The organism is Vulcaniibacterium tengchongense (genome assembly GCF_003814555.1).
Lineage (GTDB): Bacteria > Pseudomonadota > Gammaproteobacteria > Xanthomonadales > Xanthomonadaceae > Vulcaniibacterium > Vulcaniibacterium tengchongense.
This window is the reverse complement of sequence record NZ_RKQN01000002.1, coordinates 715,263-734,242: the sequence shown is the minus strand read 5'-3', so window position 1 is coordinate 734,242 and position 18,980 is coordinate 715,263. Positions and strand designations below refer to the sequence as shown.

General features: G+C 74.0%; 19 protein-coding genes and 1 pseudogene. 9 read left to right on the top strand and 11 right to left on the bottom strand.

The window, feature by feature from the left end:
* Nucleotides 1–46: 46 nt before the first annotated feature.
* From EDC50_RS09660 to EDC50_RS09645, 4 genes are all read right to left on the bottom strand, one after another.
* Nucleotides 47–1,096, bottom strand: coding sequence for a bifunctional nicotinamide-nucleotide adenylyltransferase/Nudix hydroxylase (locus tag EDC50_RS09660; protein WP_123770251.1), 1,050 nt, complete (start codon nucleotides 1,094–1,096; stop codon nucleotides 47–49).
* A gap of 209 nt (nucleotides 1,097–1,305) precedes the next feature.
* Nucleotides 1,306–1,842, bottom strand: a complete 537-nt coding sequence (locus EDC50_RS09655; protein WP_123770250.1) for a pseudouridine synthase — start codon at nucleotides 1,840–1,842, stop codon at nucleotides 1,306–1,308.
* A 281-nt stretch (nucleotides 1,843–2,123) separates the two neighbouring features.
* Entirely contained in the window at nucleotides 2,124–2,987 is an 864-nt protein-coding gene (locus EDC50_RS09650; protein ID WP_170167608.1) for a class I SAM-dependent methyltransferase, read from the bottom strand.
* A 428-nt stretch (nucleotides 2,988–3,415) separates the two neighbouring features.
* Complete coding sequence (locus EDC50_RS09645) at nucleotides 3,416–4,369, bottom strand: LysR substrate-binding domain-containing protein (protein ID WP_123770249.1); 954 nt, start codon at nucleotides 4,367–4,369, stop codon at nucleotides 3,416–3,418.
* Nucleotides 4,370–4,484: 115 nt separating this feature from the next.
* Between EDC50_RS09645 and EDC50_RS16365 the strand changes: the two genes are divergently transcribed.
* The 7 genes from EDC50_RS16365 (at nucleotide 4,485) to EDC50_RS09615 (ending at nucleotide 10,430) form a co-directional block, all read left to right on the top strand.
* Nucleotides 4,485–4,658, top strand: a complete 174-nt coding sequence (locus tag EDC50_RS16365; protein WP_158635699.1) for a hypothetical protein — start codon at nucleotides 4,485–4,487, stop codon at nucleotides 4,656–4,658.
* Nucleotides 4,659–4,769: 111 nt separating this feature from the next.
* Nucleotides 4,770–5,657, top strand: coding sequence for a GDSL-type esterase/lipase family protein (locus EDC50_RS09640; RefSeq protein ID WP_158635698.1), 888 nt, complete (start codon nucleotides 4,770–4,772; stop codon nucleotides 5,655–5,657).
* Entirely contained in the window at nucleotides 5,654–6,754 is a 1,101-nt protein-coding gene (locus tag EDC50_RS09635; RefSeq protein WP_242003014.1) for an NAD(P)H-dependent flavin oxidoreductase, read from the top strand. The genes EDC50_RS09640 and EDC50_RS09635 overlap by 4 nt, the downstream gene beginning before the upstream one ends.
* Nucleotides 6,755–6,957: 203 nt before the next feature.
* Nucleotides 6,958–7,782, top strand: coding sequence for an AraC family transcriptional regulator (locus EDC50_RS09630; protein ID WP_123770247.1), 825 nt, complete (start codon nucleotides 6,958–6,960; stop codon nucleotides 7,780–7,782).
* A gap of 71 nt (nucleotides 7,783–7,853) precedes the next feature.
* Nucleotides 7,854–8,810 (top strand): DMT family transporter, encoded by a 957-nt coding sequence (locus EDC50_RS09625; RefSeq protein WP_123770246.1) that lies wholly within the window; start codon nucleotides 7,854–7,856, stop codon nucleotides 8,808–8,810.
* Between the two features lie 71 nt (nucleotides 8,811–8,881).
* A complete protein-coding gene (locus tag EDC50_RS09620) occupies nucleotides 8,882–9,922 on the top strand; it encodes a DUF4344 domain-containing metallopeptidase (protein WP_123770245.1) in 1,041 nt (346 codons plus the stop codon).
* 124 nt (nucleotides 9,923–10,046) lie between these two features.
* Nucleotides 10,047–10,430: a nuclear transport factor 2 family protein gene (locus EDC50_RS09615; protein ID WP_123770244.1), complete on the top strand. Its 384-nt coding sequence runs from the start codon at nucleotides 10,047–10,049 to the stop codon at nucleotides 10,428–10,430.
* Nucleotides 10,431–10,687: 257 nt separating this feature from the next.
* Here the strand turns inward: EDC50_RS09615 and EDC50_RS09610 are convergent, their stop codons facing one another.
* Entirely contained in the window at nucleotides 10,688–12,913 is a 2,226-nt protein-coding gene (locus tag EDC50_RS09610; RefSeq protein WP_123770243.1) for an NADP-dependent isocitrate dehydrogenase, read from the bottom strand.
* A 279-nt stretch (nucleotides 12,914–13,192) separates the two neighbouring features.
* Nucleotides 13,193–13,900, bottom strand: coding sequence for a UPF0149 family protein (locus tag EDC50_RS09605; RefSeq protein WP_123770242.1), 708 nt, complete (start codon nucleotides 13,898–13,900; stop codon nucleotides 13,193–13,195).
* Between the two features lie 162 nt (nucleotides 13,901–14,062).
* Between EDC50_RS09605 and EDC50_RS09600 the strand changes: the two genes are divergently transcribed.
* Nucleotides 14,063–14,455, top strand: coding sequence for a YchJ family protein (locus tag EDC50_RS09600; protein ID WP_123770241.1), 393 nt, complete (start codon nucleotides 14,063–14,065; stop codon nucleotides 14,453–14,455).
* 77 nt (nucleotides 14,456–14,532) lie between these two features.
* On the opposite strand, the gene EDC50_RS09595 is transcribed toward EDC50_RS09600, so the two are convergent.
* The 3 genes from EDC50_RS09595 to queF form a co-directional block, all read right to left on the bottom strand.
* Nucleotides 14,533–15,018, bottom strand: coding sequence for a hypothetical protein (locus EDC50_RS09595; RefSeq protein WP_123770240.1), 486 nt, complete (start codon nucleotides 15,016–15,018; stop codon nucleotides 14,533–14,535).
* A gap of 29 nt (nucleotides 15,019–15,047) precedes the next feature.
* A complete protein-coding gene (locus tag EDC50_RS09590; RefSeq protein WP_123770239.1) occupies nucleotides 15,048–15,350 on the bottom strand; it encodes a LysM peptidoglycan-binding domain-containing protein in 303 nt (100 codons plus the stop codon).
* A 91-nt stretch (nucleotides 15,351–15,441) separates the two neighbouring features.
* Nucleotides 15,442–16,251: an NADPH-dependent 7-cyano-7-deazaguanine reductase QueF gene (queF, locus tag EDC50_RS09585; protein ID WP_123770238.1), complete on the bottom strand. Its 810-nt coding sequence runs from the start codon at nucleotides 16,249–16,251 to the stop codon at nucleotides 15,442–15,444.
* Between the two features lie 122 nt (nucleotides 16,252–16,373).
* Here queF and EDC50_RS16670 point away from each other — a divergent pair.
* Nucleotides 16,374–16,589 (top strand): annotated as a pseudogene (locus EDC50_RS16670) (glutathione S-transferase N-terminal domain-containing protein); the annotation flags it as partial.
* A 390-nt stretch (nucleotides 16,590–16,979) separates the two neighbouring features.
* Here the strand turns inward: EDC50_RS16670 and EDC50_RS09575 are convergent.
* Together EDC50_RS09575 and EDC50_RS09570 are read right to left on the bottom strand one after the other, a co-directional pair.
* Complete coding sequence (locus tag EDC50_RS09575; protein WP_123770237.1) at nucleotides 16,980–18,296, bottom strand: M20 family metallopeptidase; 1,317 nt, start codon at nucleotides 18,294–18,296, stop codon at nucleotides 16,980–16,982.
* Nucleotides 18,297–18,574: 278 nt separating this feature from the next.
* Entirely contained in the window at nucleotides 18,575–18,946 is a 372-nt protein-coding gene (locus tag EDC50_RS09570) for an MmcQ/YjbR family DNA-binding protein (protein ID WP_123770236.1), read from the bottom strand.
* Between the last annotated feature and the right edge of the window lie 34 nt (nucleotides 18,947–18,980).

The following is an 18,980-nucleotide window of genomic DNA, read 5'->3' as shown; positions in this document are numbered from 1 at the left end:
GCGTCGGGAAGGCCGGCGGTCTGTCCGCCGGCGGGGAGGCCGCGGTTCAACCGCGGCCGAGGAAGTATTCGAGGATGTGCAGGTGGTCCTCGTACAGCTGCGGGCCCATGTCCAGCGCCTGCGCGACCGGGAACCAGCGCGCCTTGTCGGCGTCGTCGCCGCCGCGCACCGGCGGCAGCTCGCCCTGCGGGATCTCGAAATGGAAGGCGTGGGTGATGGTGCGCCCGCGCAGGCTGCGCTCGGGGTGGTCGAACACCTCGCGGTGCTTCAGCGAGCCCTTCAGCACCGGCAGCGGCAGCTTCAGCCGGGTCTCCTCGCGCAGTTCGCGCAGGCAGGCCTCGAGCAGCCCTTCGTGCTGGCCGACGAAGCCGCCCGGCAGCGCCCACAGGCCCTTGCCCGGCTCGGCGCGGCGGCGCACCAGCAGCACGTGGCCGGAATGCACCACCACCGCGTCGGTGGTGACGAAGGTCGGCGGATACGGCGCCTCGGCCCAGGCGGCGCGGTACTGCTCGATGAAGCGGTACTCGGCGACCAGCTGGGCGAACGCAGGCGAGTTGCGCCGGAACGCGTCGAGCATGTCGTAGACCGGACCGGGCACGTTGGCGCGGATCAGCATCAGGCCGCCGTGGCTGTCGAGCCGGTTGGCCTCGAACAGGTAGCGGCGCAACTCGGTCGCCGACAGCGTCTCCGTATGCCGCACGTCGACCAGCGGCCACTGGGGGAACTCGCGCAGGTAATAGCTGGAGGCGTCCTTGTCCTGGCCGATCAGGCCGATCCGCGCCGCCTCGGTCCCGCCGTCGGCGGCGACCGCCTCGGCGACCGCGCGCTGCACCGCGGCGATCCATTGGCTCTCGTTGTACAGGTGGTCGCGCAGCGGCCGCACCAGCAGGCGGTCGGCGGCGTCGCTCAGCGCGGACTGGATCATCACCGCGCGCTCGGCGACGGTGAACGGGTTCTTGATCGTGCGCGGGGTGTCGGCGGAGCCGACCAGGAAGATCACTTTGCGCGCCCGCTCCAGCGCGTGGCGGGCGACGGCGGCGTGGCCGTTGTGGAACGGCTCGAAGCGGCCGATGAAGACCAGGTAATCGAAATCCATGAGGCTCCCTCACGGTGGTGGTGGCCGACGGTCTGTCCGTCGGCTCGGCTTCATGCTACTCCGATCGCGCGCGGCTGCAAGCGGCATGCGCGGCGCGATGGCGCGGCTGCAGCACTGCTGCTCGGCGACGCGGCACGGCGGCGCGACTGGGCGATGCGCCGGGTGTGCGGCGCGGTCGCGTGGCAGCGGCGCGACTCAGGCAGCGCGATTCAATCGCAGCGGCGCCACTGGCCCGGGGCGAGCTCGCCGAGCCGGTGGCCGCCGATCGCGACCCGCACCAACCGCAGCGTCGGCAGGCCGACCGCGGCGGTCATCCGCCGCACCTGGCGGTTGCGGCCTTCGCGGATCGTCAGTTGCAGCCAGGCGTCGGGCACGCTCTTGCGATAGCGCACCGGCGGGTCGCGCGGCCACAGCGGCGGGGCGTCGATGCGCTGCACCTGCGCCGGCCGGGTCGGGCCGTCGTTGAGGACGACGCCGTCGCGCAATGCGGCCAGCTGGGCGTCGTCGGGATCGCCTTCGACCTGCACCCAGTAGGTCTTGGGCTGCTTGTGGCGCGGATCGGTCAGCCGATGGGCGAGGCCGCCGTCGTCGGTGAGCAGCAGCAGGCCCTCGCTGTCGTGGTCGAGCCGGCCGGCCGGGTACACGTCGGCGGGCAGGCCGAACTCGGCCAGGGTGCGCCGCGGCGGCACGCTGCGGTCGGTGAACTGGCAGAGCACGCCGTAGGGTTTGTTGAGGGCGATCAGCACGCGTGGAGGCGAAAGGGGGGCGGACGCGAATCGTAGAGGAGGCCGTGTTCCGCGCGCCGCTCACTCCCGGAGGCGGGACTGCCCGCGATCGCGGCCGCGTCGAACGGCACGGGCGCCCGATCGCGCGCGAATCGCCGCGCGATCGCAAGCGCGCCGGCCTTGATCTCGGGCGACGCGGTCCGCGACCGGCGCTGCGCCCGCCCGGGGCGAAGAGGAGCGGCGGCAGCCCCGTCCCTTGCGGAGCCGGACGAGGGCCCGGGCTCCGCCCGCCCGGATCCCGCTCAAGGCTTGCGGAACCGCAGCGTCATCCGGTCGCTCTCGCCGATGGCTTGGTACTGGGCCGCGTCGGCCGGGTCGTGGCGGTTGCTCGGCGGCAGGGTCCACACGCCGTTGGGGTGGTCGGCGGTGTCCTTCGGGTTGGCGTTGATCTCGCTCTTGCCGTCGAGCACGAAGCCGGCGTCCTGCGCCAGCCCGATCACCAGCGCCTCGGTCAGGTAGCCGGACTTCTTCATCGCCTCCAGCGGCGTGCCGGGCTTGGCGCGGTGGTCGACCACGCCGAGCGTGCCGCCCGGCTTGAGCACGTCGAAGAACGCCTTGAAGTAGGCCTCGGCGTTGCCGTCGGACACCCAGTTGTGGGCGTTGCGGAAGGTCAGCACCGCATCGGCCGAGGCCGGCGGGCCGAAGTCCGGCGCCTGCGGATCGAACGTGCGCACCTCCGGCGTGCCGTACACCGCCGGGCTCGCGGCGAACTTGGCGCGCAGCTGGTCGTTGAGCGTGTAGCGGTACTTGGGCTGGCCGGGGATCGCGTCGTCCCAGACCGCGGCGACGTAGCGGCCCCGCTCGCGCAGGTACGGCGCCAGGATCTCGGCGTACCAGCCGCCGCCCGGGGTGATCTCGACCACGGTCTGGTCCGGCCGCACGCCGAAGTAGCCGAGCGTCTCCTTCGGGTGGCGGTAGCGGTCGCGGGCGACGTTGGCCGGCGTGCGCCAGGCGCCGCCGATCGCCTCGTCCAGCGCGGCGCCGGCGGCGTCGGCCGGCATCGCCCGGCCCGGCGCATCGTTCGTGGCGGGCGCGCCGGTGGCGGCGCAGGCGGCGAGCAGCGCGGGCAACAGGGCGGCGGCGAGCGGCAGTCGGGTCCGGGTCACGGGGCGTCCTCCGATTCGGGAAGCGCCAGCCTAGCGCATCGCCGCGGCGGGCCATGTGCCGGAAGAACGGGCGGCGGGCGCATGGCCATCAGCGCGTGCCGTCCGCCTCGCAGTCGCAGCCGTCGGTTTCGGCGTTCCGTGGCGGCGGACCATCGGCTCGATCTTTCCGCCGAAACATCCGGTCGCCGTCCGCGAAATCCAGGGTTTCCGGGGTCCGGTCCATCCGGCAGGCAAGTCTCCGGATCCCCGCTCTCGCGGGAAGGACAGCAAGGTCGCGCGGTTCGCCCTTGTCCGGAAACGCCCGAAGCGGCGCGCCGGTCCGGGCGGAGCCGCGCACCGTGGCGGGCGCCGTGCATTGGTCGCATTCGCGAACCGGCGGGCCGCCGCGCAGACGCGGGCATCGGCCGGGCGCGCGCCCGCGCATCCGCTCAGCCCGGCGGCTCGGGGCAGAGCTTGCGTGCGGCGGTGTCGGCGCGCGGCCTCGGCGCGGCCTCGATCCCGGCGACGTACTCGCGCGCCTGCGCGTGCACCCAGTCGCGGAACGCGAGCAGGCCGGCATGGTCGGCCGAGCGCGGCGGATAGACCAGGTAGTGCGCGTAGTCGGTGGTCAGCCGCGCCCGGGTCAGCGGCACCAGTTGCCCGGCCTCGATCAGCAGCCGCGTGCGCGCCAGCCGCGCCAGCGCCACGCCGAGGCCCTCGACCGCGGCGCGATGCATGGTCTCGGAGTCGTCGAAGTGGGCGACGTAGCGCGCCGGCGGCTCGCCGCCGTGCTCGGCGAACCAGTCCTGCCAGTGCTGGCTCGGATCGCCGAGCAGCGGCCACTGCCCCAGATCCTGCAGGCGCGGCACCCGCCCGCCCATGCGCTGGATCAGCGCCGGGCTGGCCACCGGCACCAGGGTCTCGTTGAACAGATGCTCGACGACCAGCCCCGGCCAGCGCCCGTAGCCGCCGCGCAGCGCGGCATCGACCCCGGTCTCGCGCTCGAAGTCGACCAGGTCGATGCTCGACAGCAGGTTGAGCTCCAGCTGCGGGTGCCGGGCGAGGAAGCCGCCCAGCCGCGGCACCAGCCAGGCCGAGGCCATCGACGGCATCAGGCTGAGGGTCAGCACCTCGTCGCGGCGCGGCCCGTACGGGCGCAGCGCGCGCTCCAGCGCCTCCAGGTGCGGCGCGACCCGCGCCCACAGCCGTTCGCCGTCGGCGGTGAGGCGCACGCCGCGCGGGCCGCGTTCGAACAGGCGCCGGCCGAGGCGCTCCTCGAGGGTGCGGATCTGGTGGCTGAGCGCGCTGACGGTCAGGTGCAGCGACTCGGCGGCGCGGGTCAGGTTGCCGTTGCGCGCGGCCGCGGCGAAGCCCAGCAGGGCGTACAGGGGTGGGCGGCTCATCTTGATCCTGGCTCAAGTCAGGCTTGCAAAAGCCTCGCTTTTTCGGCGCGGCGGCCGGGCCTATCTTGCGAATCACTCAAGTATTTGTCCACGGGCCCCGCAGCCGGAGCGCGCCATGAACCTGTTCAAGAGCCTGTTGTTCCTGCACGGCCACATCGTCCACCCGGAGCTGTTCGAGGACACGGCACCGGCCGCGGCCGAAGCCGACGCCGCGGCCGCGCCGGCGCCGCGCCGCGAACCGCGCGCGCCGGCGCCGGCCGAGCGCGACTGCACCGCCGGCTGCGCCTGAGGCGCTGCCGGCCGGGCCGGCACGCGCAACATGCCGCGGCGGTAACGCGCGCCGCCGGCAGCGGGCATCATGGCCGCTGCGCGCCGCCGCGGCGCGGCCGAGGAGAGCCCGATGCCCGCATCCCCGTCGGTGATGACCACCCGGCGCGGCGAGTTCCGCCGCCTGTACCGCGAACTGCGCCGCCGCCCCGCGCTGTTCGCGCGCACGCCGGTGCTGTTCTGCGAGGGCGACTCCTGGTTCTCCACGCCGCTGGCGATGAACCTGCTGGACTGGCTGGTGTACCCGACCCCGGAGGACGAGGCCCGCGGCGTGCCGCTGGCCGGCGCCGGCGGGCTGTTCTTCCGCGCCGAGGACAGCGGCGACCTGGCCACCGGGATGTTCGCGCCGCGCGCGCTGGCCGACCTCGCCGGCTGGTACGGCGCGTTCGAGTTCGACCTGGTGCTGGTCAGCGCCGGCGGCAACGACTTCGTCGGCGCCTTCCTCGCGCGGTTGTTCGCCCGCGCGCAGCCGACCACGCCGGAGGCGGCGCTGGCCCGGGTCGAGGCGTCCGGCCGCTTCGAGCAGGTGCGCGCGGCCTATGCGCGGATGATCGCGCGCTTCCGCGCGCTGCGCCCGGGCACGCCGATCCTGGCGCACAGCTACGACTACCCGCAGCGGCTTGGCGTGCCGGCGCGGCTGACGGTCGAAAACGTCGGCCTGGCGGCGCTGCTGCAGGACCGGCTCGGGCCGTGGATCGCGCAGCCGATGGCGCGTGCGTTGCCGCAGCCGCAGGCGCAGCGGCGCTTCGCCGCGCTGCTGATCGACGCCTTCGTCGAGCGCGTGCTGGAACCGCTGCGGCGCGAGCACGCCGGGTTCCACTACGCCGACCTGCGCGGCACGCTCGCCTCGCCCGGGCTGTGGTTCGACGAGATGCACCCGACCGGCGCCGGCTTCCACGCGCTGGCGGCGAAGCTGCGGCCGGCGATCCGGCGCCTGCTGCCGGAGCAGAAGCGCGGATGAGCATGCAAGCGGATGCGGCCTGGCCCGACCGCCGCGCGCTCGACCTGCTCGGCATCGCCGTGCCGATCCTGCAGGCGCCGATGGCGGGGTCGAACGATGCGGCGCTGGCGATCGCGGTGGCGCAGGCGGGCGGGCTGGGCGCGATCCCGTGCGCGACCCTGGACCCCGAGCGGATCCGCGCCGAAGTGGCGCGCTTCCGCGCCGCGGCCGCCGCGCCGCTCAACCTCAACTTCTTCGCGCACGCGCCGCCGCGCGCCGACGCCGAGGCGCTGGCGCGCTGGCGCAAGCGGCTGGCGCGCTACTACGCCGAGCTCGGCGTGGACGCCGGCGATGCCGGCGGCGGCGGCCGTGCGCCGTTCGACGCCACGCTGTGCGCGCTGGTCGAGGAACTGCGGCCGGAGGTGGTCAGCTTCCACTTCGGCCTGCCCGGGCCCGCGCTGCTGGCGCGGGTGCGCCGCAGCGGTGCCAAGGTGCTGGCCTCGGCGACCACCGTGGCCGAGGCGCGCTGGCTGGCCGAGCGCGGCTGCGACGCGGTGGTCGCGCAAGGCGCGGAAGCCGGCGGCCATCGCGGCTGTTTCCTGGACCTGGACGTGGCGACGCAGCCCGGCCTGTTCGCGCTGCTGCCGCAGGTCGCCGATGCGGTGGCGGTGCCGGTGATCGCCGCCGGCGGCATCGCCGCCGCGCGCGGCATCGCCGCCGCGTTCGCGCTCGGCGCCGCCGGCGTGCAGATCGGCACCGCCTACCTGCGCACGCCGGAGGCGACCACCGCGCCGCTGCACCGCGCCGCCTTGCGCGAGGCGCGCGACGACGCGACCGCGCTGACCAACCTGTTCACCGGCCGGCCGGCGCGCGGCCTGCTCAACCGGCTGATGCGCGAACTCGGGCCCATGGGCGAGGACGTGCCGCCGTTCCCGTTGGCCGCTGCCGCGCTGGCGCCGCTGCGCGCCCGCGCCGAGGCAGCCGGCGCGGCCGACTTCCAGCCGCTATGGGCCGGCCAGGCCGCGGCCCTGGCGCAGGAGCGGCCGGCGGGCGTGCTGACGCGGGAATGGGCCGCGCAGGCGTTGCACTGGCTGGCGCGGGGACCCGGCAGGGCCTGACCGCGCGCCGTCCGGCGCGCGAAAGCGGAACCGGCGACGCCGCGTCGCCGAGGGCGAGGGGGCCTGGCTTCCGGGGGCCCGGCGAGGCCCCGTTTCGCTGCCGCGGCCGGCACGGGCCGACTCGGGCCGTGCCCGCAGCGCGATCGCTTCCGCGCGGCAGGCAGGCGGCGGGCGCATCGCTCCCGCGGTGGCATCATCGCCCCATGCAAGGCGTCCCGGCCCGTTTCGAGCACCCGCAGGACCGCGCGGAGTACCGCCGCCCGGCGCATCGGCCCGGCGTCGAGCTGTACCGCGCGCACATCGTCCGCCACGCGTTCGAGCCGCACACCCACGAGGCCTACGGCCTGGGCGCGATCGAATCCGGCGTCGAGCGTTTCCGCTACCGCGGCAGCGACCACCTCGCCGCGCCCGGCTCGCTGGTGCTGATGAACCCCGACGCGCTGCACACCGGCCGCGCCGAAACCACGGAAGGCTGGCGCTACCGGATGATCTATCTCGACCCCGAGGCGGTCGAGACGGTCAGCGGCGAGCGCGGCTGGTGGTTCGACGCGGCCGTGCACCACGACCCGCCGCGCGCGCGCCGCATCTCGCTGCTGCTGGATCGGCTGTGGTCGGCCGGGGAGCCGCTGGCGTTCGACGGCTTGCTGCTGCAGTTGCTGGACGAGTTCCGCGGCCAGGCGCGGATCGCGCGCCCGGCGGCCGACGGCGCCGCGCCGCGCTTCGCCCCGGTGCTCGACTACCTGCACGCGCACCTGCAGGAGCGGCTGACGCTGGAGGAACTGGCGGCCGTGGCGGGATTGAGCCCGTTCCATTTCCTGCGCCGGTTCCGCGCCCAGTACCACGCCACCCCGCAGCAGATGCTGATGGCGTTGCGCCTACACCGGGCCAAGCGCCTGCTCGCCGCCGGCGAGACGCCGGCGCGGGCCGCGGCCGGCGTCGGCCTGGCCGACCAGGCGCACCTGACGCGGGCGTTCGTCCGCCGCTACGGCGTGACCCCCGCGCGCTACCGGCGGCAGGTGCGCGGCTGAGGGCCGGACGCGGCGAACGACCGCAATCTCGTACAAGACGCGCGGCCTGCGCATGCGCGAGGCTGGCGGCCATGTGGATCGGCACCCTCTATGCCCTCGCCGCCGGCCTGATGTGGGGCCTGGTGTTCCTCGCGCCGCTGCTGCTGCCGGAGTACCCGGCGGCGCTGCAGTCGGTCGGGCGCTATCTCGCCTTCGGTTTGATCGCGCTGCCGCTGGCCTGGCTCGACCGCGCCGCGCTGCGCGGGTTGGGCCGCGCCGATTGGATCGAGGCGCTCAAGCTGGCCGCGGTCGGCAACCTGCTGTACTACCTGTGCCTGGCCGCGGCGATCCAGCGCGCCGGCGCGCCGTTGCCGACCATGATCATCGGCACGCTGCCGGTGGTGATCGCGCTGTGCGCGAACCGCCGCGACGGCCGCCTGCCGTGGCGCCGGCTGCTGCCGTCGCTGGCGCTGATCGCGCTCGGCATCGCCTGCGTCAACCGGGTCGAACTGCGCGCGCTGCGCGCCGATCCGCACGCCGAGCCGTGGCGCTACGCCCAGGGCGCGCTGCTCGCGGCCGGCGCGGTCGCGTGCTGGACCTGGTATCCGCTGCGCAACGCCGACTGGTTGCGCGCGCATCCGGGCCGCAGCCCGCGCACCTGGGCCACCGCGCAAGGCGTGGCCACGCTGCCGTTGGCGCTGGCCGGCTACGCGCTGCTGTGGCTGGGCCTGGCGGCAAGCGGTAGCGGGTTCGCGATGCCGTTCGGGCCGCGGCCGCTGTTTTTCGTCGGGCTGATGGCGGCGATCGGCCTGTTCGCGTCCTGGCTCGGCACGCTGTGCTGGAACGAGGCCAGCCGGCGCCTGCCGACCGCGACCGCCGGTCAGCTGATCGTGTTCGAGACCCTCGCCGCGCTCGCCTACGCCTACCTGCACCGCGGGCGCATGCCGGAGCCGGCGACGCTGCTCGGCATCGGCCTGCTGGTGGTCGGCGTCGCGTGGGCGCTGCGGGCCCGGCCCGCGGCGTCCGCCGTCGCCGACCCGACCCCCTGAGCGGGCGCGCCGGCGCGGCGCGATGCCGCTGCTACCATCGCGCCATCGTCGGGGGAAGGGACGGACCGCGCATGCTCAGGGGATCGTTGGCGCTGTTGACGCTGGCCGCCGCGGCCGCGGCGGGGGCCTACGGCTACGCGCTCTGGTCGCGCGGCATCGTGGTGCAGCTGCCGTCGCCGCGCACCGCGGCCGCGGCACCGGCACCCGCGCCGCCGCCGCCGCGCAGCGTGGTGCGGCCGCGGCCGGTCGCGGCGGGCGAGGCGGAAAAGCCGGCCGGCCCGGCGTTCGAGTACGAGTACGTCGCGCCGCGCTCGCCCGGGCTGCGGCCGGTCCACGAGCGCGTGCGCGACGCCGACCTGCTGCGCGAGCTGCCGGAAGTGCACGCGATCGACGGCCTGTTCCTGCTGCCGCGGCGGCTGCGCTACGTGACCGCCGAATGCGGCCAGTCCGGCGCCTTCTACGTGCCCGAGACCGCCGAAGTGGTGCTGTGCTACGAGACGCTGAAGACGCTGTACGAGCGCGGCGAGGAGCAGCGCGAGGCCGGCAAGCTCGACGCCGAATTCCCGTTGCGCTACACCCGCGCCAACGTGCGCTTCATCGTGCTGCACGAGACCGGCCACGCCCTGGTCGACCTGCTCGACCTGCCGATCACCGGCCGCGAGGAGGACGCGGTGGACCAGCTCGCGGCGATGCTGATGCTGCGCTTCGCCGGCCTCGACGAGACCCCGGCGCAGACCGTCGGGAATCTGCGCATGGCGGCGGACTGGATGCTCGCCCACGGCACCGGCGCCTACAACCTCGACGCCTACGCCGACGAGCACGCGCTCGGCGAGCAGCGCTACTTCAACCTGCAGTGCCTGATCTACGGCACCGACCCGGCCAAGTACGTCGGCATCGTCGTCGACGGCGACCTGCCGCAGGCGCGCGCCGCGGCCTGCCCGCGCGAGACGCGGAAGCTCAGCCGCGCCTGGCTGCGGCTGCTGCTGCCGCACCTGGCGCCGAAGTACGAGATGACCGAGGCCGAGGCGACGCGCTTCTTCGAGAAGCAGCAGCGCGAGCGCGAGCGCAACGGCGCCGCGCCGTACCTGCGCGGCGACGCCGGCGCGCCCTGACCGCCGTAACCGCCGCATCAGGGGCCGAACGCCGATGCCGGCCGATGCGCGGGCGAACCGCGCCTGCCCGGCCTGGCGGGCCCGGCCTATCCTTGCAGACACGACCGACGCCCGGAGCGAAGCGATGAACGACGCGAACCCCGCCAACCTGATCGAACGCTACCTCGCCGCGTACAACGCCTTCGACGTGGACGGCATGCTGGCGCTGTTGCGCGCGGACGTGGTGTTCGAGAACTACTCCGGCGGCGTGCTCACCGCCTCGGCGCGGGGCATCGAGGAATTCCGCGCGCTGGCGGAACGGGCGAAGGCGCTGTTCGTGGAGCGCGAGCAGCGCGTGACCGCGCTGCGGGTCGACGGCGACCGCGCGGTCGCCGGCATCGCCTACCGCGGCCGCCTGGCCACGGACCTGCCCGGCGGCCCGGCCGCGGGCGCGACGATCGAGCTGCAGGGCGAGTCGGAGTTCGTGTTCCGCGACGGCCGCATCGCCCGCCTCGTCGACCGCAGCTGAGCGTCGGCCGCGTTCCGGCGGCCGGCCCTGCCGCCGCCGGTCGAACGCGATGCCGGGGCGCGCTGCGCCGGGAGCGCGTTTCGTCCGGCGGCGACGGGCCCCGCGCTGCGGCTCGCATGCCCGGCCCGGCGCGGGCCGGCGCCCGCCCGCTGCCGCGCGCGCTTCGCTTCGCCCGGTCCGGGACCGGGCAACGGGGCGATCGAGGCCCGCTCCTCGCCTCCGCCGCGAACGGGAGAGGCGAGGAAAGCGCCCGGGCCTTACAGCGCCGAGATCGCGGCGTTGAAGGTCGCGCTCGGGCGCATCGCCGCCGACAGCTTGGCCAGGTCCGGATGGTAGTAGCCGCCGATGTCGACCGGCCGGCCCTGCACCGCCACCAGTTCCTCGACGATCTTCGCCTCGTTCTCGCCCAGCGCCTTCGCCAGCGGCGCGAACCTCGCCTTCAGCTCGGCGTCCTGGTCCTGCGCCGCCAGCGCCTGCGCCCAGTACAGCGTCAGGTAGAAGTGGCTGCCGCGGTTGTCGATGCCGCCCAGCTTGCGTGAGGGCGACTTGTCGTTGTCGAGGAACTTCGCGTTGGCCTGGTCCAGCGCGTCGGCCAGCACCTTGGCGCGGGCGTTGCCGGTGCGCTGGGCCAGGTGCTCGAGCGAGGCGGCCAGGGCCAGGAACTCGCCCAGCGAATCCCAGCGCAGGTAGTTCTCCTCGACGAACTGCTGCACGTGCTTGGGCGCGCTGCCGCCGGCGCCGGTCTCGAACAGGCCGCCGCCGGCCATCAGCGGCACGATCGACAGCATCTTCGCGCTGGTGCCCAGCTCGAGAATCGGGAACAGGTCGGTGAGATAGTCGCGCAGCACGTTGCCGGTGACCGAGATCGTGTCCTGGCCCTGGCGGATGCGCGCCAGCGAGTGCCTCATCGCCTCGACCGGGCTCATGATGCGGATGTCCAGGCCGGCGAGGTCGTGCTCCTTCAGGTAGCGCTCGACCTTGGCGATCAGCTCGCGGTCGTGCGCGCGCTGCGGGTCGAGCCAGAACACCGCCGGCGTGTTCGACAGCCGCGCGCGCTCCACCGCCAGCCTGACCCAGTCGCGGATCGGCGCGTCCTTGGTCTGGCACATGCGCCAGATGTCGCCGGCCTCGACCGCGTGCTCCATCAGCACCCGGCCCGATTCGTCGATCACCCGCACCACGCCGTCGGCCGGGATCTGGAAGGTCTTGTCGTGGCTGCCGTACTCCTCGGCCTTCTGCGCCATCAGGCCGACGTTGGGCACGCTGCCCATGGTCGCCGGATCGAACGCGCCGTGCGCCTTGCAGTCCTCGATCACCGCCTGGTAGATGCCGGCGTAGCTGCGGTCCGGGATCACCGCCTTGGCGTCCTGCAGCCGGCCTTCGGCGTTCCACATCTTGCCGCCGTCGCGGATCATCGCCGGCATCGACGCGTCGACGATCACGTCGCTGGGCACGTGCAGGTTGGTGATGCCCTTGTCCGAGTTGACCATCGCCAGCGCCGGCCGCTGCGCGTACTGCGCGGCGATGTCGGCCTCGATCCGCGCGCGCAGGTCGGCCGGCAGCGAGGGCAGGCGCGCGTACAGGTCGCCGATGCCGTTGTTCGGGTCGAACCCGGCCCGGTCCAGCGCCTCGGCGTGCTTGGCCAGCACGTCGGCGTAGAAGCGCTTGACCGCGATGCCGAACATGATCGGGTCGGAGACCTTCATCATCGTCGCCTTCAGGTGCAGCGAGAACAGCACGCCGCGGGCGCGCGCGTCCTCGATCTGCGCGTCGACGAAGCGGGCCAGCGCCTTGGCGCTCATCGCCGCCGCGTCGACCACCTCGCCGGCCTGCACCTGGATGCCGGTCTTGAGCGCGATGCGGCGGCCGTCGCGGCCTTCCAGCTCGATCCGCAGGCTGCCGGCCTCGGCGATCGTCGCCGAGCGCTCGCTGCCGTAGAAGTCGCCCTCGGCCATGTGCGCGACGTGCGCCTTCGAGTCGGCGCTCCACGCGCCCATCCGGTGCGGATGCTTGCGCGCGTAGGCCTTCACCGAAGCCGGCGCGCGGCGGTCGGAATTGCCCTCGCGCAGCACCGGGTTGACCGCGCTGCCCTTGACCCGGTCGTAGCGCGCCTTGGTCTCGCTCTCCTGCTCGCCGCGCGGCTCCTCCGGGTAGTCCGGCAACGGGTAGCCCTGCGCCTGCAGTTCGGCGATCGCCGCCTTCAGCTGCGGCACCGAGGCGCTGATGTTCGGCAGCTTGATGATGTTCGCCTCCGGCGTGGTCGCCAGGCGGCCGAGCTCGGCGAGGTCGTCGGCGACGCGCTGGCCGTCGCGCAGCACGTCCGGGAACTGCGCGAGGATGCGGCCGGCGAGCGAGATGTCGCGGGTTTCCACGCGCACGCCGGCGGTGCCGGCGAAGGCCTGCACGATCGGCAGCAGCGAGGCCGTGGCCAGGAACGGGGCTTCGTCGGTCAGGGTGTAGAGGATCTTGGGGGCGTTGGACATTCGGCGTGGGCTCGCTGTCGGGTGCGGAGGACGGCCTTGCGGCGGGCGGAATCGCGGCGGCGGCGCCGCAGGCGATCGGCGCGTGCGGAACGCGCGGCTCCCGTATTGTCGCGGTTTCGACCGGACCGGCAAAGCCGCGAACGGTCATGCCCACAGAACGCAGCGGTATGGCGCGCGCGGGCCCCGCCGACTGGCGCGGCATCGCGGGCCTGCCGGCCCCGGCCTTCGTCCCTTGCGCAAGCGGGAGAGGGCCTCAGGCGCGAAGACGCGATCGAGCCCTCAGCCCGCGCCGCAGCACTTCTTGTACTTCTTGCCGCTGCCGCACGGGCAGGGCGCGTTGCGGTCGGGCGCCTCCGCGCGGCGGATCGGCTCGCGCGGGGTCAGCGCGTCGATGCGGTGGTGGTGCAGGTCGGCGAGCATGTCCGGCAGCGCGGCGACGATCTCCAGGCGTTCGCGGTAGCCGATCGGTTCGCCGGGCTGGTCCGGGTCCTCGCCGATCACCTCGCCGCTGGCGAGGCGGTCCAGGCGCAGGAAGATCTCGTCGATCCACTCGTGCTCGTCGAGCCAGCGCTCCCACGCCGCCTCGCTCAGCTCGACCGCGCGGAAGAAGCCCAGTGCCCAGTCGCGGCCGACGTCGAGCTCGTCGTCCTGCTCCTCCTCCGGATCCTCGGGCAGCCACAGCAGCGGCGCGAGGTGGTCGGGCAGCTCGTCGCCGCCGTGGCGCACGCGCGCGGCGGCCATGTTGGCGTGGCCGCGCAGCAGCGCCTCGACCTCGGCGCGCTCGGCCTCGTCGTTCCAGCGCGGCGGCTTGCCCCAGACCGGCGGCTCCCAGCGCTCGAACGGCAGGCTCTCCGGCGCCACCGCCAGCGCCGACAGGTAGCCATCCAGCGCTTCCAGGTTGAAGCCCTTGAACGGCACCGCGCGCCGTTCGAGCAGGTCGGCGAGTCGTTCGATCCGGGCGTCGTCGAGATAGGCGGGCGGTTTCATCGGCACTCGCGGCGAAGGCGGGATGCGCATGGTAGTCGGGATCGCGTGCGCGCGCCGGCAATCCCGCCGCGCGCGCCGTGTCGCGGCCGTCGGCGTGTTTGCGGATCGAGGTTCGGCGGACCGCCCGTTTCCGCCAGAATGCGGTGCCGAGGAACCGCCCGCATGCCCCCTGCCGACCCCTGCCCCTGCGGCTCCGCCCGCGCCCATGCCGACTGCTGCGGCCGCCTGCACGCCGGCGCTCCCGCCGACACCGCCGAAGCGCTGATGCGCGCGCGCTACAGCGCCTACGTGCGCGGCGATGCCGGCTACCTGCGCGCGAGCTGGCATCCGTCCACGCGCCCGGACGCGCTCGAGCTGGGCGACGCCGCGGCCACGCGCTGGCTCGGGCTGGAAGTGAAGCGGCACGTGCCGGACGGCGACCGCGCCACGGTCGAGTTCGTCGCCCGCTACCGGGTCGTCGGCGGCGGCTCCGCGGCGCGGCTGCACGAGATCAGCCGCTTCGTGCGCGAAGACGGGCGCTGGTACTACCTCGACGGCGCCTTCCCGCGGCGCTGAGCGGCGGCCGCGCGAAAAAAAGGGCGCGTCGCATGCGCGGCGCGCCCGGCTTGCCCACCCAGCGGTGGAGAGAGGGGTTACTTGACCTCGAACTCGCGGGTCTCGACCACGTTGCCGTTGAGCGTGACCTCGGCCTTGTACTTGCCGGCCGGCCACGGGTTGGCATTGGTGAATTCGATGTTGGTGGTGCCGGTGCCGGAGGTGTTGAGCGCCTGCTTCTGCTCGCCGGCGGTCTGGCCGTCCTGGTAGACCAGGCGCGCGCCGAGCTCGGCGTTGCTCGCGGTGCCGTCGGTGGCGACCGAGACGATGATCTTGTCCTTCGGCGCGAAGCTCGCGGTCGGCGCGGCGATCTGCTTGTCGGCGTTGGCCGCGTTGCCGAGGGTGACGCCGGTGACGCGGACTTCCGCGGCGGCCGGCGCGGGCGGCGAAGCCGGCGGCGCGGGCGCCGGTTCGGTCGCGGCCGGGGGCGTGGCGGCGGGCGGTTCGTCCTGCTTCTTGCAGCCGGCCGCGGCGATGGCGAGCAGGGCGGCGGCGACGGCGTAGTGCAGCGGGCGGATCGTCATGGGCACACTCTCCTTGGAATGCGGCGGGTTCAGTCGTCGAGCGCGGGGATCTTCAGCACCTGGCCGGGGCGGATCCTGTCCGGGTCGTCCAGCTGGTCGCGGTTGGCCTCGAAGATCGCCTTCCACCGGCTGGCCTTGCCGTAGAAGCGCTGGGCGATGTGGGAGAGGGTGTCGCCCTGGGCCACGGTGTAGGTCTGCTCGCCGACCTTTTCTTCCGTGCTGTCGACGCGGGCGCTGACGCCGGAGAAGTCGGCCTTCTCCACCTTCTCCTCGGTGGTGTCGACCTTGGCGCTGACGCCGGAGAAATCGGCTTTCGGGTCCGGGGTGGTCATGGATCGCGGGCTCCTGCCGTTGGGCGGGAGCCACCATGACACGCGACTTGTTAGCAAAGGATTACCGCGGCGTGAAAACCGGCGCCACGGTTCACTGCCGCTCGTCGCGGCCGACCGGCGGCCGCGGGTGCCCCGGCGTGGCCCGCCAGGGGTTGATGTCGAGGCCGCCGCGGCGGGTGTAGCGCGCCTCCACCGACAGCGCCTCGGGCCGCGCATGCCGCAGCAGGTCGACGAAGATCCGCTCCACGCACTGTTCGTGGAACTCGGCATGGTCGCGGAACGAGACCAGGTAGCGCAGCAGCCCGGCGCGGTCCAGCCGCGGCCCGCGGTAGGCGATGCGGACCCGCGCCCAGTCCGGCTGGCCGGTGACCGGGCAGTTCGACTTCAGCAGCGCGCTGCTCAGGGTTTCCTCGACCGGCGCGCCGGCGTCCGCGCGCAGGTGCGCGGGGTTGGGCGGGCCGTAGTCGTCGATGTCGATCTCGAGCGCGTCGATGTCGGTGCCGTTCGCCGCCGCATCCACCGGCGGCAGCCCGAACGCCACCGCGACCCCGGCCCCCGCCGCCTGCGACAGGTCCGCGGCGATGCGCGCGCGCACCGCCTCGGCGTCGGCGAAGCGGGTCGCGTTGAACGAGTTCAGGTACAGCTTGAGCGACTTGGATTCGATCAGCCGCGGCGAGGCGGCGGGCACGGTGATCGTCGCGGTGGCCACGCACGGCTTGCCGCGGCCGTCCAGCCAGCTCAGCTCGTAGGCGTGCCAGCGGTCCTCGCCGACGAAGGGCGGCGCGCCGGCGTCGAGGCCGAGAGGGTCGCGGCCGAGCGCGCGCGCGATCGGGAACAGCAGCGCGGCGTCGTACTCGCGCGGGTAGTCGACGTGGCGGCCGAGCGGCAGTTCCTGGGTCATGCGCGCATTCTAGCGGGGCGCGTCCCAACGCTTTCCGACCGCGGCGTGTCTGGCCGCAAGACGCGGATATCGCCGCGCCGTGCCGCGGCCGACACTGGCGCCCTCCCCGCCGGAGCGCCCCGATGCTCACGCTTTACGACTACCTGCCCTCGCAGAACGCCTGGAAGGTGCGGCCATGGCTGCACCACCTCGGCCGGCCCTATCGCCGCGAACCGGTCGCGATCTTCCGCGGCAAAGGCCGGCGCCCGGAGTACCGCGCGATCAGCCCCACCGGCACGGTGCCGGCGATCCGCCTGGACGACGGCCGCACCCTGGCCGAATCGAACGCGATCCTGATGTTCCTCGCCGAGGGCACGCCGTACCTGCCCGGGGACGGGTTCGGCCGGGCCAAGGTCTGGCAGTGGCTGTCGTTCGAGCCGGAGCGGATCGGGAGCCGGATCGGCGCGCTGCGCCGCTGGCGGCTGACCGGCAAGCTGGCGCGGCGCCCGGCGGCGCTGGTCGAGGCCAGGCGCGCCGCCGGCGCGGGTTACGGGATCGCCGACATCGCCGTGTTCGCCTACGCCAGCCGCGCCGACGAGGCCGGCTTCGACCTCGCCGCGCACCCGCACGTCCGGGCCTGGCTCGCGCGGGTGCGGGCGCAGCCGGGCCACCTTGCCGAGACCCATCCGTACTCGATCGACCCGGACCCGGCAACGAACCGGGCGGAGCGTCCGCGCCGGCGGCGGGGTTCAGCCCCGCGCGGGCGGCGAATGCAGGTAGTCGAGGGCGACCTGGAGCAGCGCGCGCAGGCCGAGGTCGAGTGCGGATTCGTCGAGGGTGAACTTCGGCGAATGGTTGCCCGGGGCGGTCGCGGGATCGATGCCGGGCGCGGTCGCGCCGACGAAGAAGAACATCGCCGGCACCTCGCGCGCGTAGAACGAGAAGTCCTCCGCGCCCATCTGCAGCGGCGGCTCGACCACCTTGTCCGCCCCGGCCACCGCCCGCAGGCTGGGCAGCATGCGCGCGGTCAGCGCCGGATCGTTGGCGGTGACCGGATTGCCGTCGCGGTCCGGCACGCTGGCCTCGGCGCTGGCGCCGTGCGCGGCGCTGACGTGCTCGGCCACGTTCTTCAGGTCGGCGAAGATCTTCTGCCGCATCGCCTCGTCGAAGGTGCGGATGGTGCCGACCAGTTCGACCTCGTCGGGAATGATGTTGTAGCGGATGCCGCCCTTGATCGCGCCGAAGCTGACCACCGCCGGCAGCTTGGCGATGTCGGTGCGGCGGCTGACCACGGTCTGCGCGCTGCCGACCAGGTCGGCGGCGGCGACGATCGGGTCGATCCCGCCCCACGGCCGCGAGCCGTGCGTCTGCCGGCCCTTCACCTTGATCGTGAACTTGTCCGAGGCCGCCATCAGCGGGCCCTGGCGCACGCCGAGGGTGCCGGCCGGCAGGGTCGAGAACACATGCAGGCCGAACACCGCCTCCGGCCTGAAGTCGCGGAACAGGCCTTCCTTCAGCATCAGCTCGGCGCCGCCTTCTTCGCCATCCGGCGCGCCTTCCTCGGCCGGCTGGAAGATCAGCATCACCGAACCGGGCAGCTCCGCCTTGCGCTTCGCCAGCGCCTCGGCCACGCCGAGCAGGATCGCGGTGTGCGCGTCGTGGCCGCAGGCGTGCATCACGCCGACGGTCTCGCCGCGGAAGGAGGTGGTGACCTTCGAGGCGAACGGCAGGCCCGTCTGCTCGGTCACCGGCAGCGCGTCCATGTCCGCGCGCAGGGCGATCCTCGGCCCCGGCTTGCCGCCCTCGATGATCGCCACGACGCCGTGGTGGGCGATGCCGGTCCTCGGCTTCAGCCCGAGCGCGCGCAGCCGCTCGGCGACCTTGGCGGCGGTACGTTCCTCGCGGTTGGACAGCTCCGGACGCTGGTGGAAGTCGCGGCGCCAGGCGACGACCTCGTCGCGCAGCGCCGCGGCGGCCGCGGCGACCTCGGGGCGCTGCGCGTTCTGCGCGAGCGCGGGCGAAGCCAGCAGGCTGGCGATCAGGGCAGGCAACAGCAGGGGACGCATCGACGGGCTCCGTGGAAGACGGGGCCGATGCTAGCAGGCGTGCCGCGGCGAAAGCCGCGGACCTCGGAGGCCGCCACGGTTGTGGCCGCCTGGAAGGCGATGTCCGTCGTCGCGCCGCGCGAGGCAAGCGAGCGAACGACCCGGCTTTGCCGCGAAGGCGGGCGTCCGCGGCTTTGGCGTCCGATGACGCGAAGCCGCCGGGTCCCGGACTTCGCCGGGATGACGACATGGGGACGGCGACCACTGCCCGGCGATGACGGCAGCTACGCGGACGGCAATCATTCGGCCGCTTCCTGCAGGCCCAGGGCCGCGCGCCGCCTGCGGCTCAGCTTCGCCAGCGCCTGCGCATGCGACCACCGCACCAGTTCGCGCAGGTAGTCCGCCGGCATCGCGCGCACGTCGACGATGGTGACCCAGCGGTAGCGGCCCAGCCAGCGCGCCGGCTTGATGCCGGGCTGGTCGGTCAGTTCGACGAACCGCTCCGGCGTGACCCTGACGCTGAAGCGCCAGCGTTCCGGCGCGCTGGTCTTGAAGTAGGCGAAGGTCTTGCCGTCGACCGCGTAGACCAGGATGTTCGCCGGCGGGCCGTGCAGCACCGCCGCGGCGCCGGGAAGGCGGGCGCAGAAACGCTTGAGCTGTTCGGTGTCCATGGCGGGCTCGTCGTGGGCGCTGCGATTCTCGCGC

What these genes read in the sequence shown, in the direction of transcription:
- EDC50_RS09660 (WP_123770251.1), bottom strand. Translation starts at nt 1,096, where the DNA reads ATGGATTTCGATTACCTGGTCTTCATCGGCCGCTTCGAGCCGTTCCAC.
- EDC50_RS09645 (WP_123770249.1), bottom strand. Translation starts at nt 4,369, where the DNA reads ATGAGCCGCCCACCCCTGTACGCCCTGCTGGGCTTCGCCGCGGCCGCG.
- EDC50_RS16365 (WP_158635699.1), top strand. Translation starts at nt 4,485, where the DNA reads ATGAACCTGTTCAAGAGCCTGTTGTTCCTGCACGGCCACATCGTCCAC.
- EDC50_RS09640 (WP_158635698.1), top strand. Translation starts at nt 4,770, where the DNA reads ATGCCCGCATCCCCGTCGGTGATGACCACCCGGCGCGGCGAGTTCCGC.
- EDC50_RS09635 (WP_242003014.1), top strand. Translation starts at nt 5,654, where the DNA reads ATGAGCATGCAAGCGGATGCGGCCTGGCCCGACCGCCGCGCGCTCGAC.
- EDC50_RS09630 (WP_123770247.1), top strand. Translation starts at nt 6,958, where the DNA reads ATGCAAGGCGTCCCGGCCCGTTTCGAGCACCCGCAGGACCGCGCGGAG.
- EDC50_RS09625 (WP_123770246.1), top strand. Translation starts at nt 7,854, where the DNA reads ATGTGGATCGGCACCCTCTATGCCCTCGCCGCCGGCCTGATGTGGGGC.
- EDC50_RS09620 (WP_123770245.1), top strand. Translation starts at nt 8,882, where the DNA reads ATGCTCAGGGGATCGTTGGCGCTGTTGACGCTGGCCGCCGCGGCCGCG.
- EDC50_RS09615 (WP_123770244.1), top strand. Translation starts at nt 10,047, where the DNA reads ATGAACGACGCGAACCCCGCCAACCTGATCGAACGCTACCTCGCCGCG.
- EDC50_RS09610 (WP_123770243.1), bottom strand. Translation starts at nt 12,913, where the DNA reads ATGTCCAACGCCCCCAAGATCCTCTACACCCTGACCGACGAAGCCCCG.
- EDC50_RS09605 (WP_123770242.1), bottom strand. Translation starts at nt 13,900, where the DNA reads ATGAAACCGCCCGCCTATCTCGACGACGCCCGGATCGAACGACTCGCC.
- EDC50_RS09600 (WP_123770241.1), top strand. Translation starts at nt 14,063, where the DNA reads ATGCCCCCTGCCGACCCCTGCCCCTGCGGCTCCGCCCGCGCCCATGCC.
- EDC50_RS09595 (WP_123770240.1), bottom strand. Translation starts at nt 15,018, where the DNA reads ATGACGATCCGCCCGCTGCACTACGCCGTCGCCGCCGCCCTGCTCGCC.
- EDC50_RS09590 (WP_123770239.1), bottom strand. Translation starts at nt 15,350, where the DNA reads ATGACCACCCCGGACCCGAAAGCCGATTTCTCCGGCGTCAGCGCCAAG.
- queF (WP_123770238.1), bottom strand. Translation starts at nt 16,251, where the DNA reads ATGACCCAGGAACTGCCGCTCGGCCGCCACGTCGACTACCCGCGCGAG.
- EDC50_RS09575 (WP_123770237.1), bottom strand. Translation starts at nt 18,296, where the DNA reads ATGCGTCCCCTGCTGTTGCCTGCCCTGATCGCCAGCCTGCTGGCTTCG.
- EDC50_RS09570 (WP_123770236.1), bottom strand. Translation starts at nt 18,946, where the DNA reads ATGGACACCGAACAGCTCAAGCGTTTCTGCGCCCGCCTTCCCGGCGCC.